Origin of the sequence: Corynebacterium sp. BF-R-2 (assembly GCF_024586525.1) — a bacterium.
Classification (GTDB): domain Bacteria; phylum Actinomycetota; class Actinomycetes; order Mycobacteriales; family Mycobacteriaceae; genus Corynebacterium; species Corynebacterium singulare.
In genome coordinates this window covers 102997-126634 of the sequence record NZ_JAMFTP010000012.1, presented here as the reverse complement: position 1 = coordinate 126634, position 23638 = coordinate 102997, and the positions used below count along the sequence as shown (strand labels likewise).

21 protein-coding genes are annotated in these 23638 nt (G+C 56.2%); 13 read left to right on the top strand and 8 right to left on the bottom strand.

Annotated features, from left to right (window positions below; translation table 11 throughout):
- Nucleotides 1-95: 95 nt before the first annotated feature.
- From M5J09_RS10130 to M5J09_RS10115, 4 genes are all read left to right on the top strand, one after another.
- Nucleotides 96-1262 (top strand): helix-turn-helix domain-containing protein, encoded by a 1167-nt coding sequence (locus M5J09_RS10130; protein ID WP_257157760.1) that lies wholly within the window; start codon nt 96-98, stop codon nt 1260-1262.
- 25 nt (nt 1263-1287) lie between these two features.
- Complete coding sequence (locus tag M5J09_RS10125) at nt 1288-1896, top strand: cation transporter (protein ID WP_257157759.1); 609 nt, start codon at nt 1288-1290, stop codon at nt 1894-1896.
- Nucleotides 1897-2305: 409 nt separating this feature from the next.
- A complete protein-coding gene (locus M5J09_RS10120) occupies nt 2306-3688 on the top strand; it encodes a hypothetical protein (protein WP_257157758.1) in 1383 nt (460 codons plus the stop codon).
- 211 nt (nt 3689-3899) lie between these two features.
- Nucleotides 3900-5057: an alpha/beta hydrolase-fold protein gene (locus M5J09_RS10115; RefSeq protein WP_257157757.1), complete on the top strand. Its 1158-nt coding sequence runs from the start codon at nt 3900-3902 to the stop codon at nt 5055-5057.
- Between the two features lie 37 nt (nt 5058-5094).
- Here M5J09_RS10115 and M5J09_RS10110 read toward each other — a convergent pair whose 3' ends face one another.
- From M5J09_RS10110 to mmuM, 3 genes are all read right to left on the bottom strand, one after another.
- Nucleotides 5095-5478, bottom strand: a complete 384-nt coding sequence (locus M5J09_RS10110; protein ID WP_257157756.1) for a hypothetical protein — start codon at nt 5476-5478, stop codon at nt 5095-5097.
- A 129-nt stretch (nt 5479-5607) separates the two neighbouring features.
- Entirely contained in the window at nt 5608-5715 is a 108-nt protein-coding gene (locus M5J09_RS10105) for a shikimate kinase (protein WP_374982121.1), read from the bottom strand.
- 20 nt (nt 5716-5735) lie between these two features.
- The gene (mmuM, locus tag M5J09_RS10100; RefSeq protein ID WP_257157755.1) at nt 5736-6602 is read right to left on the bottom strand and encodes a homocysteine S-methyltransferase; all 867 of its coding nucleotides are present in this window, start codon (nt 6600-6602) and stop codon (nt 5736-5738) included.
- Nucleotides 6603-6662: 60 nt separating this feature from the next.
- On the opposite strand from mmuM, the gene M5J09_RS10095 reads away from it, so the two are divergent.
- The 3 genes from M5J09_RS10095 (at nt 6663) to M5J09_RS10085 (ending at nt 8181) form a co-directional block, all read left to right on the top strand.
- Nucleotides 6663-6800 carry a hypothetical protein gene (locus M5J09_RS10095; RefSeq protein WP_257157754.1) on the top strand — a complete coding sequence of 46 codons (138 nt, stop codon included), beginning with the start codon at nt 6663-6665 and terminating at the stop codon, nt 6798-6800.
- 47 nt (nt 6801-6847) lie between these two features.
- Complete coding sequence (locus M5J09_RS10090; protein ID WP_257157753.1) at nt 6848-6994, top strand: glycine betaine ABC transporter substrate-binding protein; 147 nt, start codon at nt 6848-6850, stop codon at nt 6992-6994.
- 623 nt (nt 6995-7617) lie between these two features.
- A complete protein-coding gene (locus M5J09_RS10085; protein ID WP_257157752.1) occupies nt 7618-8181 on the top strand; it encodes a CAP domain-containing protein in 564 nt (187 codons plus the stop codon).
- 82 nt (nt 8182-8263) lie between these two features.
- Here M5J09_RS10085 and M5J09_RS13270 read toward each other — a convergent pair whose 3' ends face one another.
- From M5J09_RS13270 to M5J09_RS10065, 4 genes are all read right to left on the bottom strand, one after another.
- Complete coding sequence (locus M5J09_RS13270) at nt 8264-12268, bottom strand: SpaA isopeptide-forming pilin-related protein (RefSeq protein WP_257157751.1); 4005 nt, start codon at nt 12266-12268, stop codon at nt 8264-8266.
- A gap of 53 nt (nt 12269-12321) precedes the next feature.
- Nucleotides 12322-13848 carry a SpaH/EbpB family LPXTG-anchored major pilin gene (locus tag M5J09_RS10075; RefSeq protein ID WP_257157750.1) on the bottom strand — a complete coding sequence of 509 codons (1527 nt, stop codon included), beginning with the start codon at nt 13846-13848 and terminating at the stop codon, nt 12322-12324.
- Complete coding sequence (locus M5J09_RS10070) at nt 13841-14746, bottom strand: class C sortase (RefSeq protein WP_257157749.1); 906 nt, start codon at nt 14744-14746, stop codon at nt 13841-13843. Before M5J09_RS10070 ends, M5J09_RS10075 begins: the two co-directional genes overlap by 8 nt.
- A 76-nt stretch (nt 14747-14822) precedes the next feature.
- Nucleotides 14823-16490 carry a SpaH/EbpB family LPXTG-anchored major pilin gene (locus M5J09_RS10065; RefSeq protein WP_257157748.1) on the bottom strand — a complete coding sequence of 556 codons (1668 nt, stop codon included), beginning with the start codon at nt 16488-16490 and terminating at the stop codon, nt 14823-14825.
- A gap of 678 nt (nt 16491-17168) precedes the next feature.
- Between M5J09_RS10065 and M5J09_RS13265 the strand changes: the two genes are divergently transcribed.
- Nucleotides 17169-17900, top strand: coding sequence for a GntR family transcriptional regulator (locus M5J09_RS13265; protein ID WP_239181020.1), 732 nt, complete (start codon nt 17169-17171; stop codon nt 17898-17900).
- Here the strand turns inward: M5J09_RS13265 and M5J09_RS10055 are convergent.
- Nucleotides 17895-18560, bottom strand: coding sequence for an HAD family phosphatase (locus M5J09_RS10055; protein WP_257157747.1), 666 nt, complete (start codon nt 18558-18560; stop codon nt 17895-17897). The two genes, M5J09_RS13265 and M5J09_RS10055, sit on opposite strands and share 6 nt — an antisense overlap.
- Nucleotides 18561-18767: 207 nt before the next feature.
- Here M5J09_RS10055 and M5J09_RS10050 point away from each other — a divergent pair, with 207 nt between their 5' ends.
- From M5J09_RS10050 to M5J09_RS10030, 5 genes are read left to right on the top strand one after another with little or no spacing between them, the layout of a single operon-like run.
- Nucleotides 18768-19907 carry an ABC transporter substrate-binding protein gene (locus M5J09_RS10050; RefSeq protein ID WP_239181022.1) on the top strand — a complete coding sequence of 380 codons (1140 nt, stop codon included), beginning with the start codon at nt 18768-18770 and terminating at the stop codon, nt 19905-19907.
- Nucleotides 19907-20824: an ABC transporter permease subunit gene (locus M5J09_RS10045; RefSeq protein ID WP_239181023.1), complete on the top strand. Its 918-nt coding sequence runs from the start codon at nt 19907-19909 to the stop codon at nt 20822-20824. The genes M5J09_RS10050 and M5J09_RS10045 overlap by 1 nt, the downstream gene beginning before the upstream one ends.
- Nucleotides 20809-21651 (top strand): ABC transporter permease, encoded by an 843-nt coding sequence (locus tag M5J09_RS10040; protein ID WP_239181024.1) that lies wholly within the window; start codon nt 20809-20811, stop codon nt 21649-21651. Before M5J09_RS10045 ends, M5J09_RS10040 begins: the two co-directional genes overlap by 16 nt.
- A 1-nt stretch (nt 21652) precedes the next feature.
- A complete protein-coding gene (locus M5J09_RS10035; protein WP_257157746.1) occupies nt 21653-22756 on the top strand; it encodes an ABC transporter ATP-binding protein in 1104 nt (367 codons plus the stop codon).
- On the top strand, nt 22674-23600 hold the full coding sequence (locus tag M5J09_RS10030) for an alkaline phosphatase family protein (RefSeq protein ID WP_306558224.1): 927 nt from the start codon (nt 22674-22676) through the stop codon (nt 23598-23600). Before M5J09_RS10035 ends, M5J09_RS10030 begins: the two co-directional genes overlap by 83 nt.
- The last annotated feature ends 38 nt before the right edge of the window (nt 23601-23638 follow it).

The following is a 23638-nucleotide window of genomic DNA, read 5'->3' as shown; positions in this document are numbered from 1 at the left end:
CCTCCTTGTGGTTTCCCCCACATAGTAACGTTCACAGTGACGCATTCCGCAGGTTTGAGGCATTTCCCCAATTGCGACACTGTAAGGTTGTGCACATGCACGAGAGACGGTGGCGCGAGATTGTCGCGGAGGTTCACAGCGATATCCCCCGAATGGTGGAGGACTTCCTCACCGCATTCACCACCACCGGCCGCTATGGCAACTCACTCGTGAGCGAGGATGAGCTACGCCTGACCGCCTTCGAGGTTTTCGCTCGAATTACAGACATGCTGGTCGGCGCAGTCGATGAGGCAGAGTTGCGCACTCACGCACAAGGGTTGGGCCGCCGGCGCGCACGGCAGGGTGTGGAGTTAGCATCGCTTGTCGACGCCATCCAGCTCGACTTCGACGTCCTGTGGACCCACCTGCGGCGAGCCGCGGGGACGGATGAACACGAGCTCATCGAGCACGTCGCCCACCTTCATTCCGTTGTGACGTTGTACAACCTCGTCGTGCGCGATGCCTTCCGGATGGAGGAGGCCCGCGAACAGCATGACGTTCGCTTGATTCACGCTCGACATTTGGAGCGTCTTCTCACCACGGACAACCTCGACCCACTCGGCATTGCCGAGCTTGCCCGCGCCCTTGACGTAGATCCCCAGACCTCTTTTGACGTCATTGTGTCCCACCCCACCTCCGCCGTGGAACTGCGCACGCTCTTCGACAGTCCCATCACCTCTGGCATCGCTTTCGGCCACGCCACACGCGGCATGTTTATAGCTTTCTGGCCATCCACCGCACGCACCCCTGTCGACAGCACCGCGTTGACTGCTCTTCCTGGCATTCGCTTCCGCACCGTGACCGGTCTGGCCGGCGTCCGCGCCGCCGCCCGGCAAGCCCCACGCCTCTTCGACGCCACCACCCCCCTTCCCCACCTGTCCGAGGCACCCGATCTCTTCTGGGCCGTTGCGGGTGACGCCATCGCCAACTTTGAGGGCAGCCCCATCACGGAGCTAACGGATGCCATCAGTACGCTTCGTTCCGAAAACAAGCCGGTTTACGACACCCTCTGCGCCTATCTCAACACCGGCTCCATCAAGGCCACCTCCGAATCTCTTCGCTGCCATCGCAATACGGTTATCAACCGCCTTCACCACATCACCACCCTGAGCGGCCTCGACGTCACCCACCCCAAAGACGCAGCCCTAGCACTCCTGTGCCTTAACCGAGCTGCCCCTTCAACTGCAGCCGCGGATCCATGGGACCTACGACCCGACGTCTAAAGCCTTCGCAGTAGGCTTGAGAAACGTGTCTCAAGAACTCTCTTCCTCCTCGCTGGACCAGCGGGCCCGGCGCATTGTTGCGTGGGTAGCCGCGCTCAACCTCATCGGCTTCTTTGGCGAGTTCATCATCGCCTCCATCATTGGCTCGGCATCTCTTTTTGCGGATGCCGCCGACTTCCTCGAGGACTTTCTTATCAACGCGCTGGTTCTGGCAGCATTGCACTGGTCGGCGACGGGGCGTCGGAAAGCAAGCTATGGCCTAGCAGGGTTGATTCTGATTCCAGCATTGGCGTCGTTTGGCATGGCGATCTGGAAGATCATCACCGGCGCCGTTCCTGAGCCCCTCGCACTGTCTGGTACAGCAGTCGCGGCCATGATCATTAACTTCGTATGCGCGGTGCTCCTGCTGCAACTGCGCCATGGCAGTGCACTCACACGCGGCGCGTGGCTGGCCGCACGTAATGACGTAGCCGCAAACATACTGATCATTGCAGCAGGCCTTCTCATGATCGTGTGGGCAAGCCCCTGGCCCGACATCGTGGTGGGCATCATCATTGGCGCCATTAACGTGCGCGCGGCAGCAGAAGTCTTCGAACAGGCCCGCGCCGAGGACCCCGAAATCGAAGAGGACTAGACGCCGTCAACTTCAGCAGGTTTTAAGCTTGACGCGTCAACAGGTGCAATTTTGCTTGCAGCCTGCAGCTCCACAAACCTCGTTTCGACACCTCTCGTTGACCTATTTTTACCCCCGACATAGGTCAAACTTTAGTTGATGTCCGAATGGTCAAGAAGACGTTTCCCCAGAGTACGGTCTAGTTAGCAAAGACGAGGTAAAGGCAATTTTCTTAGCCAATTGTTCACCTGCGTGTTACCCTATCGAAAATCACTTTGGTGTACAAAAATATTAACAATCCTCAGGGTGCACGATCCTGAAAAGGCCCTTATTGTTGCATCTCGTCACGCACTGAGCGATACAGCGCATCACAGCGCGCCCACAGTGCGTCGCCAATTTGCCCCACACTTTTTCATTCAGGAGAACAATCATGACTATGCGTCGTCGTACCGCTGGCCTCGTTGCCAGCCTTGCGATTGCAGGCACCGCCCTGCTCGCACCGGCTGCTTCCGCAGCAACCCACACCGAGTCCTACCCGGAGACCCCGGCTGTTAACGCCAAGCTCCCCATCGTTCACACCACCCACGGCTCCGACCACATGAAGGCCAACGTCCTCAACCCGCGCCCGGTCTGCAACCCGTGGGAGGACCACCGCACCGTGGTGTACAAGGTGACCGACAACTTCATGCCGGTGGGCACCATCTCCACCACCAACCAGACCAAGAAGGACATTCCGCTGCAGCAGAACCTGTCCAAGTCCCAGTCCATCTCCCTGTCCGTCAACGGTGACCGCACCGAGACCACCTCCATGAACCTGGGCGGCAAGGGCTCCGGCAAGGGCGCTGAAGGCTCCTTCGGCGTTTCCCATCAGATTGCCACCAAGATTGGCGCTTCCGCGTCCTACTCCCTCTCCTGGGAGGCTGGCCAGTCCATCGGCCCGTACGACGTTCCGCCGAACCACACCGGTGAGGCTACCTACGGCTTCCGCGTCCTCAACATGACCGGTACCCAGCAGTACTGCAAGCCGAACGGCACCTGGTCCACCCCGACCTTCTGGTCTGCAATGCAGCCGATGAAGAACGAGGTTCGCGTCAAGCTGTACGACGACATCGCTGATTCCTACGCTCCGAACAAGGACGCTCAGAACACCACCGATGTCAACGACCCGAAGGTTGTTGAGGAGTCCAAGTCTCCGGAGGCTGACGCTGAGGTTCTGAAGGAGAACGAGGTTGCTCCGGAGGAGAAGGTTGTCTCCGAGGCAGAGGGCAAGAAGGAAGAGGCTGCCGACAAGAAGATCCAGGAAGACGTTGACAACGGCAAGACCGACGAGGCTAAGCAGAAGCTGGACCTCAAGCCGGTCCTGACCACTTCCGGCGCGAAGCACGCTGGTTTCGCTGGCACCGTTGCTCTCCGCCTGGAGAACGTCGGTACCGACCGTTACTACGGTGACTTCCCGGCCGTTCAGTACCGCGTTGACGTGAAGACCGCTGAGGGCCCGAAGGGCGTTGACCGCCTCATCACCCCGCGTTCCTCCAACGGTGCACACATCCGTGACCTGGGCTTCAACGAGGCTACCTCCACCCGCTCCTTCGAGGTCACCCTGGCTAACCCGATTAACGCTGGCGACTCCGCTCGCGTTGCCAACCTGGACTTCGGCGATGGCAACACCAAGGAAGGCCGCATCAAGAACTACATCGAGGTCACCCAGATTTCCCGTCTGAAGGGCGACACCTCCACCGCTAACGACCAGAACGTTGACTCCCGCAAGGCCACCGTCAACGACTTTGGCAAGGCAGCTGAGGGCCTGTTCTAAGAACACCCTCTCCCCTTTCTTGTGCAGCGCCCGCCGGCACGTAGCCCGGCAGTGAGAGAGTAGGCAAATCCCCGACCGCCCAAGGCGATCGGGGATTTCGCTATGCCCTGGGCTGCCCTTTCGCGAACGCTGGAAGATCGCCGTGCACCAAGAGACGCCGACGCATAGGCCGAGCGCTTAGAGTGTCACGTGCGTTGGATATTGTAAGATAGTGAATTTTTCTCGTACCGCACTCGCCAGCCTTCTTTCAGTGGGGCTAGTCTTCTCTACTGCCCACGCCCAGCCTGCACACGCACAAGCAGTAGATACGCTGAGCAGCGATGTCGCCAACTTTGATCAGTACGCTACTGTTCTCGATCCCATCGCTACAGGCCCGCTGGCGCCCTTGCTCTTCAGCGACAACATCCTTGCTGCCTGGGGACACGTGCTTCAACAACTCGGAGCCCCGGTTGTGAAACCGGAGGCCACACACCCACCGGCGGACGCACCCCCGGCACAACTGCGCGAGTTGAAACACATTCAGGACAATGTGTGGAAGCTCAAGGTCTATTCACCAGCGATGGATCGCATCATTACCAATGACATTATCCTTCCACCGGGAGGAATAGAGAATACCCAGCCCCGCCCGACCTATTATCTGCTGGGCGGTGCAGGCGGCGGCGATGATGCACTGTGGTGGGACGGCGGCGGAGCCTCCGAGTTCTTCCGGGACAAGCACGTGAATGTCGTGTCACCGCGCGGTGCCTATGGTTCGATGATGTCCGATTGGGCACAGCCTCACGACACACACGGAAAATACAAGTGGGCTACCTACCTGACCAAGGAGCTCCCGCAGCTTATCGACGCCGAATTTCACGGCAATGGCCGCGACGGCATCGCGGGCGTGAGCAACTCTGGCGGCCCAGCCCTAGAACTCGCCACCTTTGATCCGCGTTTTAAGGTGGCTGGCTCCATCTCAGGCTGCCCCTCGACCACCGGTGTCCTCGCGCAGGCATTCGCATGGGCAAGTGCAGCGTTCTACGGCACTGACCCGGCCCGCTCCTTTGGCCCGCCGTGGGATCCAGCGTGGGCACAGCATTCGCCGATTCTCAACCTCGATCAACAGCGGGGACGGAAAACATTTGTCATTGTCTCACGCGGTGGTCCAGCAGACTTCGACGTCGACATGGAGGACTCGCCCCTACCAGCGCTGGGCCTCAATGAACGATTGGATTATTGGTGCAGTTCTTTTTACGCCAAGACAGCAACCAAAGCTGGCGTTGACCTTGACTATTATGAACTCCCCGCAGGGCGGCACACGTGGGCACTGTTTCGCCGCGAGTTAGCCATCAGCTGGGCCACGGTGGGCCCAGCCCTCGGGGTGGAGTAGCCAGGTCGGCTACGTGTGTAGCTGACTCACCGCGAACTTAACGCACCGGCATTGAAGGAAGGCTCGCGCGCTGCACCTCACTGCGGGAATTCGAGTCGAAGGTGGCGCACACAGCGGCAGCAACGAAGCGCACACCGCCGGCCGGCGAGGAGGAGCCCACGCGCTCCGCGCAGTTCTGCAGCGCTGGCATGCCGATGTTCTGCCCCGGCGTCGTCATGGAGAAGAAGGATGCTGCGGTGAACGATCCACCGTCGGCGCGAAGACCTTCAGAAGATCCCTTAATGGACTGCCACGCGATGGCTCCCACCGGATCGGTGCGGAATTGATCGCGCTCAGTTTGGGTAAGTTCGGCGTGTGCGGCAGGTGCGGATACGGACAGGGCCAGCGCAGCGGCGCAGGCGACAATGGACGATTTCTTCATGAAACTCACTGTATAGCAAGGGAAATTCCACACCCTCAACCAAAAGGTTGATATCGGTCGTGAAAGTGGAATACATCTTCTCATCGGCCCGATCGTTGCCCTGCCAACGTGGTACCTTTCCAGCTACCGTTAAACGTGAGCGGCTGGATGCATATCGTCACCGTCACGAAAAGGAAGCCCCGTCCGTTCCGCGAGCAAGGCTCCTACGGTTGACTTTCCACAACTGGACACCCCCATGATCACGGCACGCGTATGCATCATTCCTCCTTAGGCGGTTTCTTAAAATCGTACGCTAGCTGGCAAAGAAGGTCCGGCCCCACTCTGCAGCAGCCACCCAGAAGGGTGACGCCTGCTTCGCGGAGAGCTGAAGCAGTGTCGATAAGTCCGGGCACATCACAGGCGGCACGGCGCCACTCACGCACACCGTGATCCCAGATCTCCCCGCTATTGGGATAGGCCAGCAGGGGTTTGTCGGTTCCCTTACGCAAAGTCTCCACAACGCGGAGAGCTTCTGGGGCACTCACGCAGTTCACACCCAGAGCGCCCAGTCGGGGGAAGGTGCCGACCAGCTCCAGCACTTGCTCAAGCTTCGCCGGCGACTCAGCAATAGCGCCGGTAATACTCAGCGCGAATGGTTTTGGTTGATCCGAAAGAAGTTCAAGCAGAGCCGCAGCCTCATCGACGTTGGGGATGGTTTCTGCCAAGAGAAAGTCAGCATCCGTATCCGCGATCACCCCCACGCGGCGGGCATGCCACCGATGCAGTTCAGAGCGGCTGAGGCCATAGGCACCGTCATAGTCGGTGCCCTCCCTGGGGCCAGCACCATACGGTCCGATCGATGCTGCCACGAGGTGCTTACCAGCGGCAGCGCGAGCTAGGGAGACACTGCGGCGCAAGAGGCTTTCAGCTTCCTCACCAAGAGCATCAAACGTCACCTGATAGGACGCAGTCGTGGCCACCTGAGCACCGGCAGCAAAGAAATCAGCGTGCGCAGCCTGAATTTCCTCTGGCACTTCGCGGAGAATCCGCGCTGACCATAAGGGCCCGGAAATGTCGTGGCCGCGGGTTTCTAGGTGGGTGCCGAGGCCGCCGTCGAGAAGCAAAGGCGCGTCGAAGAAAGACATGGCGTTAGAGCCTAGCAGCCGCCGAACACTGTCTCAGCCGTCGCTCTCAGAGCTTCCCTCGTGGCCTGCTCCTCTGACTCCTCGGATTCCACATCTGACTCCGGCTCCGCTAAGGACGGCGATAAGGGCACCATCACCATGGGCTACATTCCGTCCTGGACCGATGGCCTGCCCACCGCGTACCTCCTGCAGAACTAGCTCGAGGAGGCCGGCTACACCCTATCCACCTCCTCCACCCCGCGGCGATGCTTTCTGAGCTGAAGTCCGCGACCGACGCTGAGAAGGACATCGTTGTCACCCTGTGGCGTCCGTTCTGGGCCAACGCTAAGTTCCCGGTAAAGGATCTTGAGGATCCGAATGGCACTTTGGGTGACACCGAGGGCCTGCACTGACTGGCTCGTGAGGGCTTTGAGGAGGACAACCCGGAGGTTGCTGAGTGGCCCAAGAGCCTGAAGCTCGACGATGAGCAGTACGGCACTGTGGTTGGAGACATCAAGTAAGACACCCCTCACCTATTGACCTATCTGAGCCCCGCACTGCGTTCTCTTGGCGCACTGCGGGGCTTCGTCGATCCCTATCTGGCTCCAATTTCGGCGCCGTGCTTGCCGACGCCCTCCCTACCCCACAACCCCCTACACATAAGTGCAAATAATCCTTTCCCAGGAACAATCCATTATTTTCTATAGAAGTACCCAAGGTTTTGGCAATAGTTGACCCGTCACCAACGAAAACCCCAGGATGCGGGTATTCAATTCTAAGTGCCCACCCCCGCCAATCACCCCCGGCCCCATTACTTTCTGGGCCAAACTATGCAAATTCAGGCAAAAAGAGCCCGAAAGCCAACAGAAGCTTAGAACCAGGATGCAAAGCGGTGCAAACCTGGGGATAAAGCTTAAAACTGCTGGTCAGCTAGCCTTAAGCGGGCGACAGCAGCTTTAATTCTAAGTGAAAGGAACCGCGAACCACGCGGGGAAGCACACCGCCACATAGGCCCGAAATAGAAAGAGGAACCACGATGTTCCGTCTCCAGTTTGGACGCACCGCCACGAAGATTGTCGCCCCAGTTGCCGCCGCCGCAGCACTCTTCGCAGGCTCCGTCAATGCCCCTGCTCAAGCTGGTAGCTCCTTCGGCGCCTTCAACCCGGCTTCCTTCGGCTTCACCACCCCGACCACCCCGGCCGCTGCCGGCCCAGTTGTGTCAGCTCCGAACGCCTCTGCCAGCGTCCAGGGTCTCATTAATCAAACTAATGCACAGCGCAAGGCTAACGGTCTCGCCCCGCTGCGCGTTGACCCGAGCCTGACCAACCTGGCACAGGATTGGGCCAACACCCTGAACCGCGAGGGCAGCATCCGCCACCGCCCGAACTACTGGACCCACTACCCCGCTGGCCTGCCGGCTGGTGGCGAGAATGTCCTTCAGGCGTGGACCGACTACTCCGATGCCCGCCTTGTTCAGCTGTGGATGGACTCCCCGGGTCACCGCAAGAACCTGCTCGACCCGCGCGCTAAGTCCGTAGGCATTGGCTTGGCCACCAGCCCTGACGGCAAGCTCTACGCCGTGCAGAACTTCGGCCGTTAAACGCGCGCCGCGCGTACGGCAAAACAATCGAAGGCCTAGCCTCCTCATCTTGTAGGAGGCTAGGCCTTCGCCGTGCCAGCGTCTACATGGACTGCCGCAGCCAAATTTCTGTTCGGCGGCGCAGAGCGAGCCCAGCTGCTGCTAACAGTGCCGAAATCCCCAGACCCAATGTCCAGAACACTCCACGGTCACCCGATGCCGGCAGGTCACCCTGGCGCATATCCGCCACCGCGAAGTACACCGAGTTCTCATCCTGTTTGTCACCGAGAGTCAGGACTTGTACCTGCGGATGACGGTGCGCATCCTCAATCTCAAGGCCGAGCTCGCCATCCTCGGCGCGCTGCACTGTGAACGCAACAGCCTCTGCAAGGAGCTCAAATCCAGCTGGAGCCTTGGTTTCCACGAGCGCGTAACGTTCGCCCACCTTCAGTGCCTGCTCCTTCGACTTCTTAATCTCGAAGGTCGTGGAGGAATCTCCGTGCTCCTCACCATGGTCAAGCTTGACCTCGGTGCCGTCCTTGTCGTAGATGGAGAAGGAATATTCGGTCCCAATGGGGAGATACTCATTCTTCTCGTTCATCTTGGCCACACCGACAGTGACACCCGGTTCCTCCTCAGGCTCATCATCAACGAACGGTGCACAGGCATCGTCGCTCGGACCTTCGGTTTCATTCGGCAGACCCAGAGTTGCCATGTTGTACAGGCCATCACCGGCCTGGCACACGTCACCAGTGGTTGCGGGTTTGTCCTCGTCCACTTTGTCGAAGTAGGCACGCACATAGAGGGTATGCGTCTGTCCCGGCCAGATTTCTAAGAACTCATGCGGCATCTGTGGGCCATAGGACTTCTGACGCGTCTCTTTGTTCTTGAAGACTGCGGACAATACTTCCCCACCGGAAGTACGCACAACGGTGTTGAAATCCCCTGCCTTCTTGCCCTCGACGTCAATAAGGTCCACATCTGTCACCTTGAGGTCCACACCGAAATCCGGCTCATCGGTCACCGTGTACCAGTATTTGTGATCAGACTCCTTGTCTGGCGCAGTGACGGCGATGGTGTAGTCGATGTACTTGGTCATCACGCCATTGCGTTCAACCTCACCCCACGCCTGTTCCTTTGAGAAAGGAACGACCGTCTTCTTCACCTCGAGCTTTCCACCAAACTTGTCCTCTTCGAAGTCGGCACAGTCGAATGCGGAAGCACCATCCTTACCGCCAGGCAAGGCAATCGTTGCCACGTTGTACAAACTGTCCCCCGGCTCGCACTTGCCAACGGTGGTCGCCACATTGTTCGCCGTGGGATCAAAGTACGCACGAAGCGTAATCATGTGAGCGGGATTCGGTGCACCCCAAATTTCCAGGAAATCATTCTTGCCATACTGCGGGAACGAAGACACCTCACGGGCTTCTTTCTGGGCAATGACGAAGCTAACAGCTTCACCAGTGCTTCCTGCGCGCGTGATCTTGAAATCATTCTTGCGCTTGCCCTTAACCTCCCGAATCTGAAGGTCAGTGACCTTGATGTTAGGACCGAAGTCCGGGGTCTCACGAATCTTGTAGAGGGACTTAGCACCTGGCGCGGTTTCGACCTTCAAGGTGTAGTCAATGTAGTACTTGCCAGAGTTGTCCTTGGCCCATGCCTGCTTCGTCGAAGCCTCGACTACTTCCTTTGTGATCGTAACGTTGTCCTCTGGCTCGGGATCCTTGCCTTTCTGGTTGTACGTTGCACATGCGTCATCAGAAGGCTTTTCGTCGCTGCCATACACGTTCAATAACGCCTCGTTGTACAGACCGTGGCCAGCAGAACACTGCTGATCCGTAATCGCCTTATCCTTCGGCGCGTCGAAGTAAGCGCGTATCTCAATCGAGTGAGTTTGGTTCTCCCCAATCTCGAGGTAGTCCGAGTGCTCGTTTGTCCGTGCATCCTTCTGTCTAATGGTGAACTTCGGATCACCCTCAGTGGTCGCGGACTTCTTCACTGCGAACTCTGACACGGACTTACCGGTCACATCCAGGATTTTCAGGTCGCTGACCTTTAATCCAGCACCGAAATCGGGAGTGTCCTCTACCTTGTAGAAGTACTTGCCCTTCTCCTCCGGAGCCTTAACGTCGATCGTGTAGTCAATGTATTTCTTGCCGGTCTCATTGTCCTCATGCCAGGTCTTTTCACCATCAACTGTTGTGACAGACTTTTCAACCGTTAGTTTGCCGGGGTCTGTAGACGGCGTTGGCTCAGTGGGAGGTGTTTGCGGCCCCAGCTCGAAAATCGGCACGAACTCGCCAGCAAGGTACGAGTTAACGCAAGCCAGGTTCTGGAGATTATCCGCATTCTTGTCATTAAGCCCGCCGGAACCATAGCCTAGGAACACTCGGGTCCAGTTCGGCGTTGGGATACCGACATTGTATTTGGAATATCCGCCGGTTCTTGCGATCTTCGGAATATCCAGCTTGTTGTCCCGAAGAACACCAGCGTCTACCATCTGCTGGTAATCGTAAAAATTGATATTGAAGTCGCCCTTGCCGCCGCGGGAGCCGATTTCCACGACGACATCCTTATTAGGTGAGAAGTAGGCGACTCGCCAGTAATGACCATCCTTAAAGCGCTGGAATTCCCAGGTATCGATGTTCACCTGGTCATCGATGTACAGCTTGAAGCCCGGGCGACCCGATTGGCGGTAGTTCTCATTCCAGTCAATGTCACCGTTTCGCGGCGTAGTGAAAGTGCCGCCGTACCATACGGCATCTGGGTCGCCGCCACCCAGCACAAACTCTTCACCGCGGTACACCGGAGCAGTACCCGAGGTGGACGTGCTCCATGCATACTGAACGTGGTCACGGGAGTAGAAGTATCCCTGCTCATTCTCGCGGTAGACAACGTTATCTTGACCTCGTTCCCTTCCCGTGTCGTTATATCCCAGAGGGATGGGACCACGGATCGGTCGATCATCCGGATTTGTGGGATACTGTCCCGTCGACCAGTTGCGGTGACGCATTGGATACGTGAAACGCGAGCCCTCACAACGCCAATCGCCGCTATCCATGTGGGAAGAATCTTTCTGGATCTCCCATCGCTCTGGGTTCTGCTCGTATTCCGTTCCAAAGTCGACGCTAATGTCCTTGAGCGGACCGTAGTAGTGCGTGTTGTTTGTCGTAGCGCCCGGGTAGCGGTCGACGAAGTCCACAGCACTTGAGATTTCTGGGATGCTAGGTGCAATCGTCGCTGGGCCCTCCGATATCTTCGGAGCCGTCGACGTGGTAGCTCCTGCAGCAGATCGCGTTCCCACTTCCAAGGTTCGGACCTTGGTATCAAGGACGTCACCAAGAACGAATGCGGACTTTTGATCCTCGCCTGCTACCTTCCAGGCTGTCTGCTCTGCTTTCTCGTCGACAGTAGCGCCGGCTACTTCGTAGATGAAGCTGACTTCTCCATCAGCCGCGGTCGCAACCTCGTACAGGTCGAAGGAGAGGAGATCGTAATCCTTCTTCAGCTTCTCTGCGCTGGCGAAGGCCGTATCGATCTTTTCATTGTTTACCAGCGCAGGGTACGCAGTAACCGTTGCTCGATTGGTGTTCTCATGAGACAGGGTAACTGGCGGAACAGCTACGTCGCCGCCGGCCGTTCGTTCATTAGTCTTGAGCGTAACTTTGAACATTCCGCTGCCCAACGAGGCAACCTTTACAGAGTCCTCGTGGACCGGGGAGTTGTTCTTCTGTGGTGCGGCCGACGAGGACGTAGCAGTGCTGGACGTAGCAGCACTGAACGAAGGAGCGGCTGACGAAGAAGACGGCGCAGCCGTCAGGGGCACAGGTGCCGTAGTGGCCGCCGGGGACGCCTTAGTTAGGTCGGATTGCTGAGGCTCAGCTGTGGGCTGTGCCGTTGCACTCGCAGTCTTCGGCTGAGCTTCATCCACGGGAGCAACGTCAAGCACAGTAGAGTCCTCGGCAAGCTCACGCATGGAAGCAGACTCAACTGGAGAGCCAGTCGCAACGTCGGCTTCTTGCGCGGACGCGAACGGAGTGACGCCAAAGGACAAAGCACCAACGGCCGCAACCGAGGCGAGTTTGAGGAAGTTACCTGTACGCCGCACCGGGGTTACACCTTTCGAAATTTTATGGTTAGTGAAAAGCTGAGGTCGAATCATCACTGCTCACCCTCACGTGTGGTTCGGGTAGCCAGGTAGCCTCCGGCAATCAGAAGGAGAAGGCCGGCACCGGTCAAACGGAGAACATTCGCACCGGTCATTGCCAAGTGAGAGTCGCGCGGAGTTTCCGATACAACAGTGTCCTCCGGTGGAGTCCCCTCAAGGACGACCGGCTCACGCGGATCGAACTCTTCCGGGTGCCCAGGGATACCGGGGCCAGGAACCGGAACCAGAACCAGCGGTACTGGGATAATCAGCGGAATGCCGAAGCGGTTCGTAGTTGTAGAGGTCTCGGTCTCACCTGGTCCCCTGTCCGGAGTTCCCTCATCCGGAGTCGAGTCTGGGGTGTCGGCCGGAGTCTCTTGCGGAGTGTTGTCGGGAGTCTTTCCCGGAGTTTCCTCAAGGATCTTCCCCGTGGTAGGAGTGTCATTCGGCGTGATCCCCGGCTTTCCAGTTCCCGGGGCCGGGGTGGTTCCAGGAGTCTCGCCGCACTCGCCAACGTGAACAGTTACCTCGTTGGTCGGAATACCTGGAGTGGTTTCTAGGTCAAACTCAGGGAAGCCCTGTGGAAGGATGTAGCCCTTGTTAAGAACCTTGCCATCCTTCGGCTGCGCATTAACCTTCACCATAAAGCGCCAGGTGACAAGAACCTCTGGGTTGCTCTGTCGCATCGTCGTAGCCTTAGCCAAGCCTGATTCGGTCAGCGAAAAGCGAACGATGGAACCGTCTATGTGGGTGGTGAAGTCGGCGTCGTCAAGCTGCGTAGTGACGTCACCAGCCGCAACATCGGTAAGGAAAGCCTCGTCCGCACCAGCGTATTCAAGTTCCGGCGCGAGCGGGTCAACGATCTCGTAGCGTGCGATGGTGCCCTCACGTGTCGGAGCAGGAAGGGTTCCACTTATGCCGAACTGAACATCCTCTCCAACATCCAGGCACTTCTTCGCCGCAGCCTTAGAACCAACAAGCTTCTCATCCTTGGCGTTGACACTCACATCGTAATTCCATGAGGTTCCGTCATCGCTCGTGGACGGAACAGCAACAAGGAAAGGAGCGATTGTGGTGAAGCCCTGCTCTTGTGCTGGGCCGGGCAGCTCGGTGACGTAGTACAGGCCAAGATCAAGATCCGTGAAGAAGGCACTGCCAGATGCGTCCGTTGTAGCTTCGATGCCATCATCAAGGCGGTGGTGCTCGGGACCCGTCGGAACCACATCACCAATGTTGAGATCAGTAGCTTGCTGCCAGCCCTCATTGGTGGTGAGATCAATGCCGCCGACCTTGTGGGCCTTAAAGACCAATCCTTCGATTGGCTTGACCGGCTCAGGCCGTCCCGCACGCTGTGGGGTGCCGTACTGAGAGAAAGGATCACCGGAGGACTTGACCACGGTCAGTGAGCCGCGCGCGCTCGGGTTGATAAGGGCAACGTCACCTACAGCCCGGGCTGTGGGCAACGCGACGCACATCATTCCAGCCAGAAGAACAATCGCGAGTACACACAAATACCGTGCGTTGTCTCGAATATTAGGCATCCGCTAGGTCCCCTTTTCTCCTCCTCTTTCGTGCGCTCATCCACACCAGGAAAATGATGAGGATAACCGCGGCGACAATGCTCAGTGCTGCCGTCATCCACCACTGCCACGGGCTATAGGTTTGTGAAAAGACCTCGTTGTCTTTCTCATCCAAGGGCACGCGTTGTGCCGTGATGAGGAGGCGGTGGGAGTTGACGCCATACGGAGTACACGTAATGAGGGTGATCTGATCCTTACCTGCCACGGGTTCCAGCGTTGAGGTCTTGTCCGGAAGGACGACATCAATGTTGGTTACCTCGTACTTCATCTTTTGACCGGCAACGTCCATATAGACGGCGTCACCAGTGACAAGCTCTTTGAGGTTGTCCCACATCGTGGCGCCCGGAAGCCCCGTGTGGCCGGTGAGAATCGAGTGGGTTCCTTCACCGCCTACGGGCAGCGAGGATCCATACAGGTGGCCAATTCCCCTGGTGAGCGTGTCCTCACGAGTTCCGTGATAAATCGGAAGATCGGAACTGACGCTTGGGATAACAATGCGTCCCATCGCGTCAGCGATATTTAATTGTTTAAGGTAAGTGTCGTAATCAGGGTTGTCCTTGGTGACACGTGCGAGCCACGGGTCCAAGATGGGCATGCCCTGATGTTCGTCGTTCCACGCATGCGCGTCAGCGATTGCTTTTTCACGTTCCTCCTGCGTGGCTTCACCAGTGATTTGGTTGGTGTAGACCTGTGCTTGACCTGTCTGGCTGTGGTTCTTCAGCAGCGTTCCCACCACCGGGTAGAGCAACAGCACAATTCCGGCAAGCGCCAAAAGGAGAGGTATGAGCTTAATGAGCTGCCGATTCTTCCGAGGCTCGCGCTGAGTACGCACTGCACCCGATTGTTCGGTCACTGCCATAAGATTCTCTCCCTCTCCTTAGCTAAGACGCTGAGTCTCCCTACAAACTCAGCGCCCTACTGCGTCTTTACTGCGCCTATGCTTGGCGACGACGCAGCACGTAGGTTGCACCACCAGAAAGCACGAGCAGGATCACACCGCCGGCCAGCAGGTAGAGAACACCCTGGCCACCAGTGAGCGGCAGGTTGAAACCACCGTTGTGCGGGGAGTTGGTGACGTCAAGGGACGTGAGCTCAACCGTGTCGTTGGCAGCCTCGATCTGGAAGAAGACCGGCTCAGCAAGGAGCTCGTGGTCCTTGCCAGTCTGGGTCTCTACAAGGCAGTAGCCGAGGTAAGCGCGCGGGTCGCCGTCCTGGTCCTTGTTGTCGAGCGGCCATGCCTGGTTGTTGACCCAGTTGTTAGCACGCAGACCCTTGATGGTGGCAACACCGCTAGCATCGGTCTGAGCAGCATCCTTGATCAGAGCCTCAGCGGAGAGGTCCTCTTTGCTGTTGCACTGGTAGACGTCGAATACAACGTTCTCTAGGGCCTTGCCCTCGTTACCGGTCTTCTTGATCTGGACGTCGCCGTAGTAGGACTTCGGCCACTCGTCCGGATCACCCGGCTCTTCGGGAGTGTCACCGGGGTTGCCCGGCTCCTCCGGATCGCCCGGATCCTCGCCCGGAGTGCCACTATTGGTCTGCTTCACGCCAAGCTTGTTGACGATAGGAGCGGTCGTATCAACAGTCTCAGCTGGCTCGATAACGGTGAAGTCGAGGTTGACAACAACCTTGCGGTCGTCATCCGCGTCGAAAGCGTTGACCTTCTCAATACCCTGTGCGTTGAGCAGAATATCGGTCTGTCCGGAAACGCTGTTGTTAACGGCGTAGTCGCCGAAGTCCAGAGTCTCAGTAGTCGCAACGCCGTTCTTGTTACCTGTGATGGTCACAGACTTAATCGGCTCGATTGCGTCTGGCTCGAGGCGATCTGCCGGGTAGAAGTCGCGGATCTTGAAACGGGTCAGGTTCTCAAACTTCTGGACCGGGGAGGTTGCCTCGTAGGAAACGGTGTCGCCGACCTTCGGCGCCTTTTCGTCGTTGACCTTCTTGGACGGCTTGTTCGGCTCGTCAACCTTCTTGTTCTTCGGGTAGACGTGGACATCATAGTTCCACTCGTTCAGGCTGTCCGGGTTGGTCATCGGCACGGTCACCAGGAACGGCTTGGTGGAAATCTCGTGGCCAGTCGGGGCAGCGGTCTCCTCGACGTAGTACACACCGACCTCGAGGTTCTCGAATGCCAGGACACCGTTGGCGTCAGTCTCACCGGTTGTGACGGAGGTTGCAGCAGCGCCGAGCTCGGCGATCTTCTCGTCATTGGTGGTGACCTTGGACAGGTCCTCCCAGCCCTTGTTGGTGGTCAGGTCAAAGCCCTGAACGCGCTTGATCTCAAACGTAGCGCCTTCCAGTGCAGCTCCCAGACCTTCGGTGTTCTCGCGCTTCAGGCCGTTGCCTTTCTCGCCCGGCTCATTGTTGGAGAACTTGTGGATGGTCAGCGTGGACTTCTTGTTCTTGTCGATGGTGCCCGGTGTATCCGGGGTATCCGGGGTATCCGGTGTATCCGGGGTATCCGGTGTATCCGGGGTGGTGGTCTCCGAGGTTCCGCCGCCCTTGGATGTGTCCTGAGCAACGGCAGCGCCGATGCCCGGACCAGAGATCACGAGGCCCGTTGCAACTGCTGCAACGAGCGCCTTCTTGAACTTGTTCACATTTCCTCTTTCCGTCAGTCCCTGGTCAGTCTTATCGCGCCGGTAAGTGTGTGGAGTCGGTGGCGACGATAAGTAAGGGACACTAACTTGCTAGTGCAGGCTCCCAGGGCCTGATAGCTCCCTGAGATAGTGCTGAACGTACCGAGGGGTATATACACAGTCAATCGCTATATTCCAAGGTTTAACACAGCTTGACGGGCACACTTACAGAGTGTTCACGGAATTTTCGCACGAAACGCGGCGCCAGCTGCGCTTTTCATTCACTACCGTCCAAGAAATAGAGACAAAATTCTTTGCACAACTTTTTAGCCCGTATATTTATTCATTCGATCGGGTGGGCCGATCGGGGGTAATTTTCCCCATTTTACCAGGTCAGATCGTTTTTCATAAATGGTTTCTATACCCTCAGAGTATGTATAATTTTCGAAATATTGGATGATATGTCAACCAGGGGGCGGATTTTCGGGGGCTTTTTTGCAACACCCACAGCTCAACCCTGCAATTTATCTAAACTTTTATTAATTGCTTCGCTGAACTTGTTTCGGCCCCGACACAGCATGCTCGCCCAGCGCATAAGCCAAAGTGATGGATGGTGAGCAGCAGTCCGCGACTTGCATATGCTAAAGGCGCCCCTCCTCATACAGTTGCAGATTTAATCCAGCCGGTAAGGTGGTCGCTGTGTACAGCCTTGACCGCCAGACGCATCTCTATCTCCATATCGCCGATGAGCTACGTTCTCGAATTACTAACGGCGAATTGCGTCCAGGAAATTCGCTTCCGTCAGAACGTGCACTGTCCGAACAGTTTGAAGCATCACGTATCACAGTTCGACGAGCCCTCGATATTCTCGGAGAAGAAGACCTCATTGAACGCCGGCGCGGCCGCGGTGGCGGAACCTTCATTAAATCCACACCGCCTACTGTCGAGCTCAATAGGATGGAAGGCTTTCTCCCTCAGTTGAGAGCGCGCGGGAGAACTGTTGAGTCGCAGGTCCTCGTAACGAACTTAGTCTCTGCGCATAACGAAATTGCCGATGAATTACAGCTTGAACCACGGTCCCAAGTCTTTCGCCTAGTGAGATTGCGGAAAGTTAGCGGGGTACCGATGCTAATTGAAGACTCATTTTTTCCAATTAGTGTCGCCCCAGATTTGCTCGACCAAGACCTAACGGGGTCACTATACGAACTTCTCACCAGACGCTACAACGTAAAGCCCGCACACAAGAGAGAAATCATTTCTCCTGAGATCCCCACTTCGTGGGAGCAGAAGAAGTTGCAATTGCGTCCCAATCAACCAATCCTCAGAGTAAAAAGGACAACCTTCGGAGGAAACGACACTCCGATTGAATTCTCACTCGACGTCCTTAGATGCGACCTAGCTCAGGTAGAAGTTGTTACAAACCCCTTATAGAGCATGCAACGCTGCTTGAGCTGCGCTTTCCATCGAGACAAACGAGTATTCCGCCAAGTTTGTCGCTTTCTTATTCGTACCGACAGCAACGGTACTCATTCCCGCAGCACGGGCGGCTTTAACACCGGATTCAGAATCCTCAAAGACCAATACACCACGTGGCACTATCCCCAGGGCATCGGCCCCCTTCAGAAAACCTTCGGGAGATGGTTTACCTCTACTGACATCTTCAACGGTCACAGTAAAGGGAACAAGGCTGTCCAGGTGATTTTCCAGTAAGACGGGTTCCAAGAGGCTCCTAAAGGTTCCGGTTACAACTCCAACCATCTTTCCTTGGTGATGAAGCTCGTTCACCAACTCAACAGTTCGGTGACCAATTAAGGAAGCCCCGCGACTCAAATTGAGGTACGCACTGGCCAACTCTTCGAGCAATTCTTCGACCCTTCCCACTGCACTGCGTGTTGACAGCAAGTTGTGCGAAATATCTAGGTCACTAAGACCAAGGAGAGCTTCGTATTCGCCTTCGAATAATGGTTCAAGATTCAAGCTCTTGAGAGCGATATCATAGGATTCTTCCAATACCGCTTCATCATTGCTCATAGTTCCGTTGAAATCGAAAATTACGCCTTCGGCTTTCCGTATCCGCTCTTCAAAGGGCATATGGACTCCTATCGATCATCAATTGTGCCATTCGCTTAGTCAGAATAAGCGAGGTTTTTAAAGGACAGGAACACTAGGCTAAAGGTATTAAATTATCTTCCACCAGAGTTAACCTTGACGGAACCTAAGGGAAATAATGTGGTGCCAAAATTTCCACTGTCGAGAAAATGACCCTCCATCTCAATCCAGACTCGAAAGGATTCCCAGATGTCCCACACTCTGTCACGCCGCACTATCCTCCAAGCACTCGGCCTCGGCGCGGGGCTTGCCGCGACAGGCACAACCCTTGCTGCTTGCGGTGGAAATGGTTCCACTTCCTCCGCAAACCGTAATGTCGGTCAGAATATCGATGAAATCATCAAACTTGCCAAGGAAGAAGGTGAGGTTCGACTCATCGCGTATCCCGAGACATGGGCAAACTACAAGGGACATTTCCAGAAGTTTGAAGAAAAGTACGGGGTGAAGATCAAGGTTGACTCACCGGATGCGTCATCGGCTGAAGAACTTGAGGCGGTTAAAAACCTCCGTGGCCAAGAAACGCAGCCCGATGTTTTGGACATTGGCTACTCGTTCACCACTCCGGCGATTAACCAGAAGCTCATCGAGCCATACAAGCCGTCGAACTGGGATGCCGTCCCGGAGAATCTTAAGGATAAAGACGGCATGTGGGTAGGTGCCTACTACGGTGTTCTGGCCGTGGGCGTAAACAAGGCCGATGTCGATATCCCGACTACATTCCAGGATCTTAAGGATCCTCAGTACAAGGGAAAGATCGCTCTTCCTGGTGATCCGCGTCAAGGTGCGTCCGCCATCGCCACTGTCTTTGCTGCGGCGCTTGCCAATGGTGGTTCTTTGGACGACATCCAGCCTGGTATCGACTTCTTCGCCGAACTCGCAGACATGGGACACCTTGTCCCAATCCCTGATCCGTCTTCTGGCATGACCACTGGAGAAGCTTCGGTTGTCTTCGACTGGAACTACAACTGGGTGGGCGTCCAGGATCAGCTGGTCAAAGATGGCGTCGACTTTGAGATGACAGTTCTCGAAGACGGTGTGTTTGGTAATTACTACGCTCAGCCGTGCACCATTGAGTCCCCGCACGCGAATGCTGCACGCCTGTGGATTGATTGGCTCACCTCCGATGAAGGGTCTGAACAGTATGCACTGGGTGGCGCCGTTCCTGCACGTTTCACCGAGCTTGCTGACGCAGGGAAGCTTTCCGATGAAGCACTCGATACCCTTCCGGATCCGAAGATCGTTGAGAAAGTGAAGCTTCCAAACTCTGACCAAGGCGACAAGGCAAATTCAGTTATTGCAACCCAGTGGGCTCAGAAGGTCAAGTACTAATGACCTTGAAGACCAAATCCTCGCAGGAACGAAGTCCGCAAATCAAGAAGACAAGGGAGCAAAATCACAGGGGTAATCACTTCGTGCCGTTTCTGGGTGCGCTCCCCTATTTCGCATTTGTCGCGGCTTTTCTGATTATTCCCATTATCGCTAACGTCGTCACAGCCTTCCAGGATGCAACCGGCCAACCTTCGACAGAAACAATGGCCGAGGCAATGGGGCAGGCTTACCGCGAAGCGTTTCTTCTGACGTTCAATCTTTCATTGCTAACAACTGTTATCGGCGGATTTTTTGGCGTCATCATCGCCTGGGCGTTGACAACTAAAAAGTCAGGACCCAAATGGCTATCCAACCTCGTAAACAGCTTCTCAGCTCTAGCGGCACAATCCGGCGGTGTCCAATTGGCATATGCGTTCATCGCTTTGCTGGGTACCCAGGGACTTCTTACTGGAGTTATCAAGAAGGTATACCCAAATTTCGGTGAGGTTTTCTCCATCACTGATTTCGCTGGCGTCTCGTTGGTCTACCTCTACTTCCAAGTCCCGCTCATGACTGTCCTCATGCTTCCTTCAATGAGCGCTCTGAAGAAAGAGTGGTACGACGCAGCTTCATCTTTGGGGGCTACGAAAGGCCAGTACCTACGAGACGTGGCTCTACCGGTCCTATGGCCACCCATTGTCGGTTCGCTACTCCTGCTGTTTGCAAACGCCTTCGCGGCTTACGCCACCGCGTATGCCCTTGCTGGCGGTTCGCTCAACCTCATTCCGATTGTCATCGGATTCCTCATCAGCGGAAACGTCCTGCTTAACCCTGGTCTTGCGGCTGCCCTCGTGACGTGGATGATGATCATCATTCTTGTAGCTATGGGCCTGCGCCTCGTATTGACCCGAAGGAGTGACAAATGGCTCAGCAACTAGCTACCGTTCCATCATCCTCCACTACCACCTCGGCTCCTAAGGCATCACAATCCAAAGAGGGGAAGACGAACTGGGTTGTCACCACGATCTTCGTCATTGCGCTCATTTTCTTTTTTGCTCCTTGGGTTGCTGCCGCAGTCTTCGGTTTCACGCGTCCTGGTGATGGTTTCACTTTCGAGCCCCTGCTATCGGCATTTGAAAACCCGCGCGCGATGTCGGCAGTCATTGACACCTTGTTGCTGGCACTCGCAACCACACTGTTGATGCTCGTTCTTCTAGTACCGACCATCGTCTTCCTTAACCTCAAGTCACCGAAACTCGCACGCATTGCCGAGCTACTGTCAGTACTTCCGCTGGTTATTCCCGCTGTTGCATTGGTATCCGGAGTATCGGAATTCTACCGAGCGGTAGCCCCGTCATTCCTCGTGTCGAAGTGGTCGTTGGTTCCGCTTTACGTCATCGTGGCGCTTCCGCTGTGTTATCGAGCAATTGATGCCGGAGTTAAAGCTTTGGACCTTAAGACCATGTTTGCGGCATCCTCGTCGCTCGGCGCTACATCAACGCAGACCTTGCTTAACGTCGTACTGCCGAACCTTCGGGTATCCATGCTTTCGGCTTCGCTTCTGTCCATCGCGATGACTTTGGGTGAGTTCGCAATCGCATCGCTACTCCTGCACTACACCTTCCCAGTCTTCATCGTTGAGGTATCCAGAGGCAATCCGCGTGGTATTGCAGCCCTTTCCTTCATCACGATTCTCATCACCTGGGCATTGATGGCATCCATCTCCGCAATTGCAAAAATCGATTCCTCGCGAAAGGAAAACTAACGTGAATTCTTCTCACGTAGAACTCAAGAACATCACCAAACGGTACGGTTCCAAAACTGTTCTCGATAATCTTAATTTGGAGATCGGCAAGGCTGAGCTCGTGGCTCTCCTAGGCCCTTCTGGTTGCGGTAAATCAACGACACTGAAGATTCTCGCCGGCCTCGAGAATGCCAACGAAGGTTCCGTGTGCATTGATGGCGATGAGATTTCTTATTTGCCTACTCGTCGGCGCAACATGGGCATTGTTTTCCAGGCTTATTCGCTGTTTCCGCACCTCGATGCAATTGACAATGTCGCTTATGGTCTCAAGATTAAAGGGAAAAACAAGAGCGATCGCCGCAACCGTGCCGGTGAGCTATTGGAGCTCGTTGGGTTGTCGGAGCATACGGCTAAGTTCCCGGGCCAAATGTCAGGCGGCCAGCAACAGCGTGTTGCGCTTGCCCGAGCGCTAGCGATTGAACCGCAGCTTTTGCTTCTCGACGAGCCCCTGTCAGCTCTCGATGCGAAAGTACGCACCCAATTGCGTGATGAAATTCGACGTATCCAGCTCTCAGAGGGCATCTCCACCCTCTTGGTCACTCACGACCAGGAAGAAGCCCTCGTGATGGCTGACCGAATTGGTGTGATGAATAACGGCATCATTGAGCAGATCGGCTCGCCCTCAGAGCTTTACCACCACCCTCGTTCGCCGTTCATTTCTCAATTCGTCGGCGTCGCCAATCGCATTTGTGGTGAGTACAACGCTGGCTCTGTCAATGTACTTGGCACCCGCGTCGATGTTGTCAATCCAGAAATAGACGCGCAAGACGGAGATATCTTGGCCTGCCTCATTCGTCCCGAAGATCTTCGCATCACCTCCGATCCCAAAGGCCAGTACCACGTACTTAACAAGCAGCTCCGCGGCATTTTCACCTCAGTTATGCTTGCCGGTCCTGGCAGCGCTGTGATTCGTGTCGATATGTCCGACCGCGAAGCAAGCGAATTCCCCACTGGAAGCCAGGTTAGCCTGGAAACTTTGCGTCATGACGCTGTGGTCGATAGCGCAACCACTGACGAAGTATCTGAGGCACAATCCTTCAACAAGCAAAGGAGCGCTAATGCGTAACCCGGGCAACACCGCAACACCCAAACCCGTAGATTCGAGTCGTCGGATCCTACTTATTGGTTTGGATGGCGTTCGCTGGGACATTGCTGCCGAACCTGAAGTCGGCCCAACCCTTCAGAAACTCGCTGACGAGGGAAGCTGGCATTCAATGCAGATGGAAGTCCCGACAATTTCCGCACCGGGCTGGGGAAGTATCCTCACCGGCTCCACCCATGAACAGCACGGGCTTCGGGATAACAGCTGCGTAGGTGGAAGGACGTGGAACCGTCCTGATTTCCTTTCACAAGCCTTCTACCAAGACCAGTCAACCCGGACCTTTGCCGCAGCAGGCTGGCCAGTCCTCGTAGACCCCAGTGGGCTTGGGCCCATTATTCATCCTCGAATCGAGCAACAATACGCCGGACTTCACCGTGTCATCGTCCGTGATGGAGAGACCTACGGCTACGAACGGGTCGATGCCGAAATCACGGATTTCACCCTCGCCGCAATCCATGGTGGAAGCTTTGACGTTGGTTTCACGTACTGCTGCAGCGTTGATGATGCCGGACATGTATATGGTCTCATGGGAGATGAATACCGTGTCGCCATTAGGTCTGTTGATCAACATGTCGAGCGTCTTGTGGAAGCTGTAAATAAGCGCGCCAACGAACACAATGAAGATTGGCTCATCATCGTCACTACCGATCACGGTCACATCGATGAGGGCGGTCACGGCGGAAGCTCAGAACGAGAGCGCGAATCCTGGGTCGTTGCGTGGTCCCCCACTGGGGCGCTACCCGCGTGGCCCTCCCAGATCGAACCGCATCGACTCGCTTCGTACATTCTTGCTGAACGGGAATCGTAGAACTCTACGCCGGGGCTACTTCAGTAGGCGCCATATTG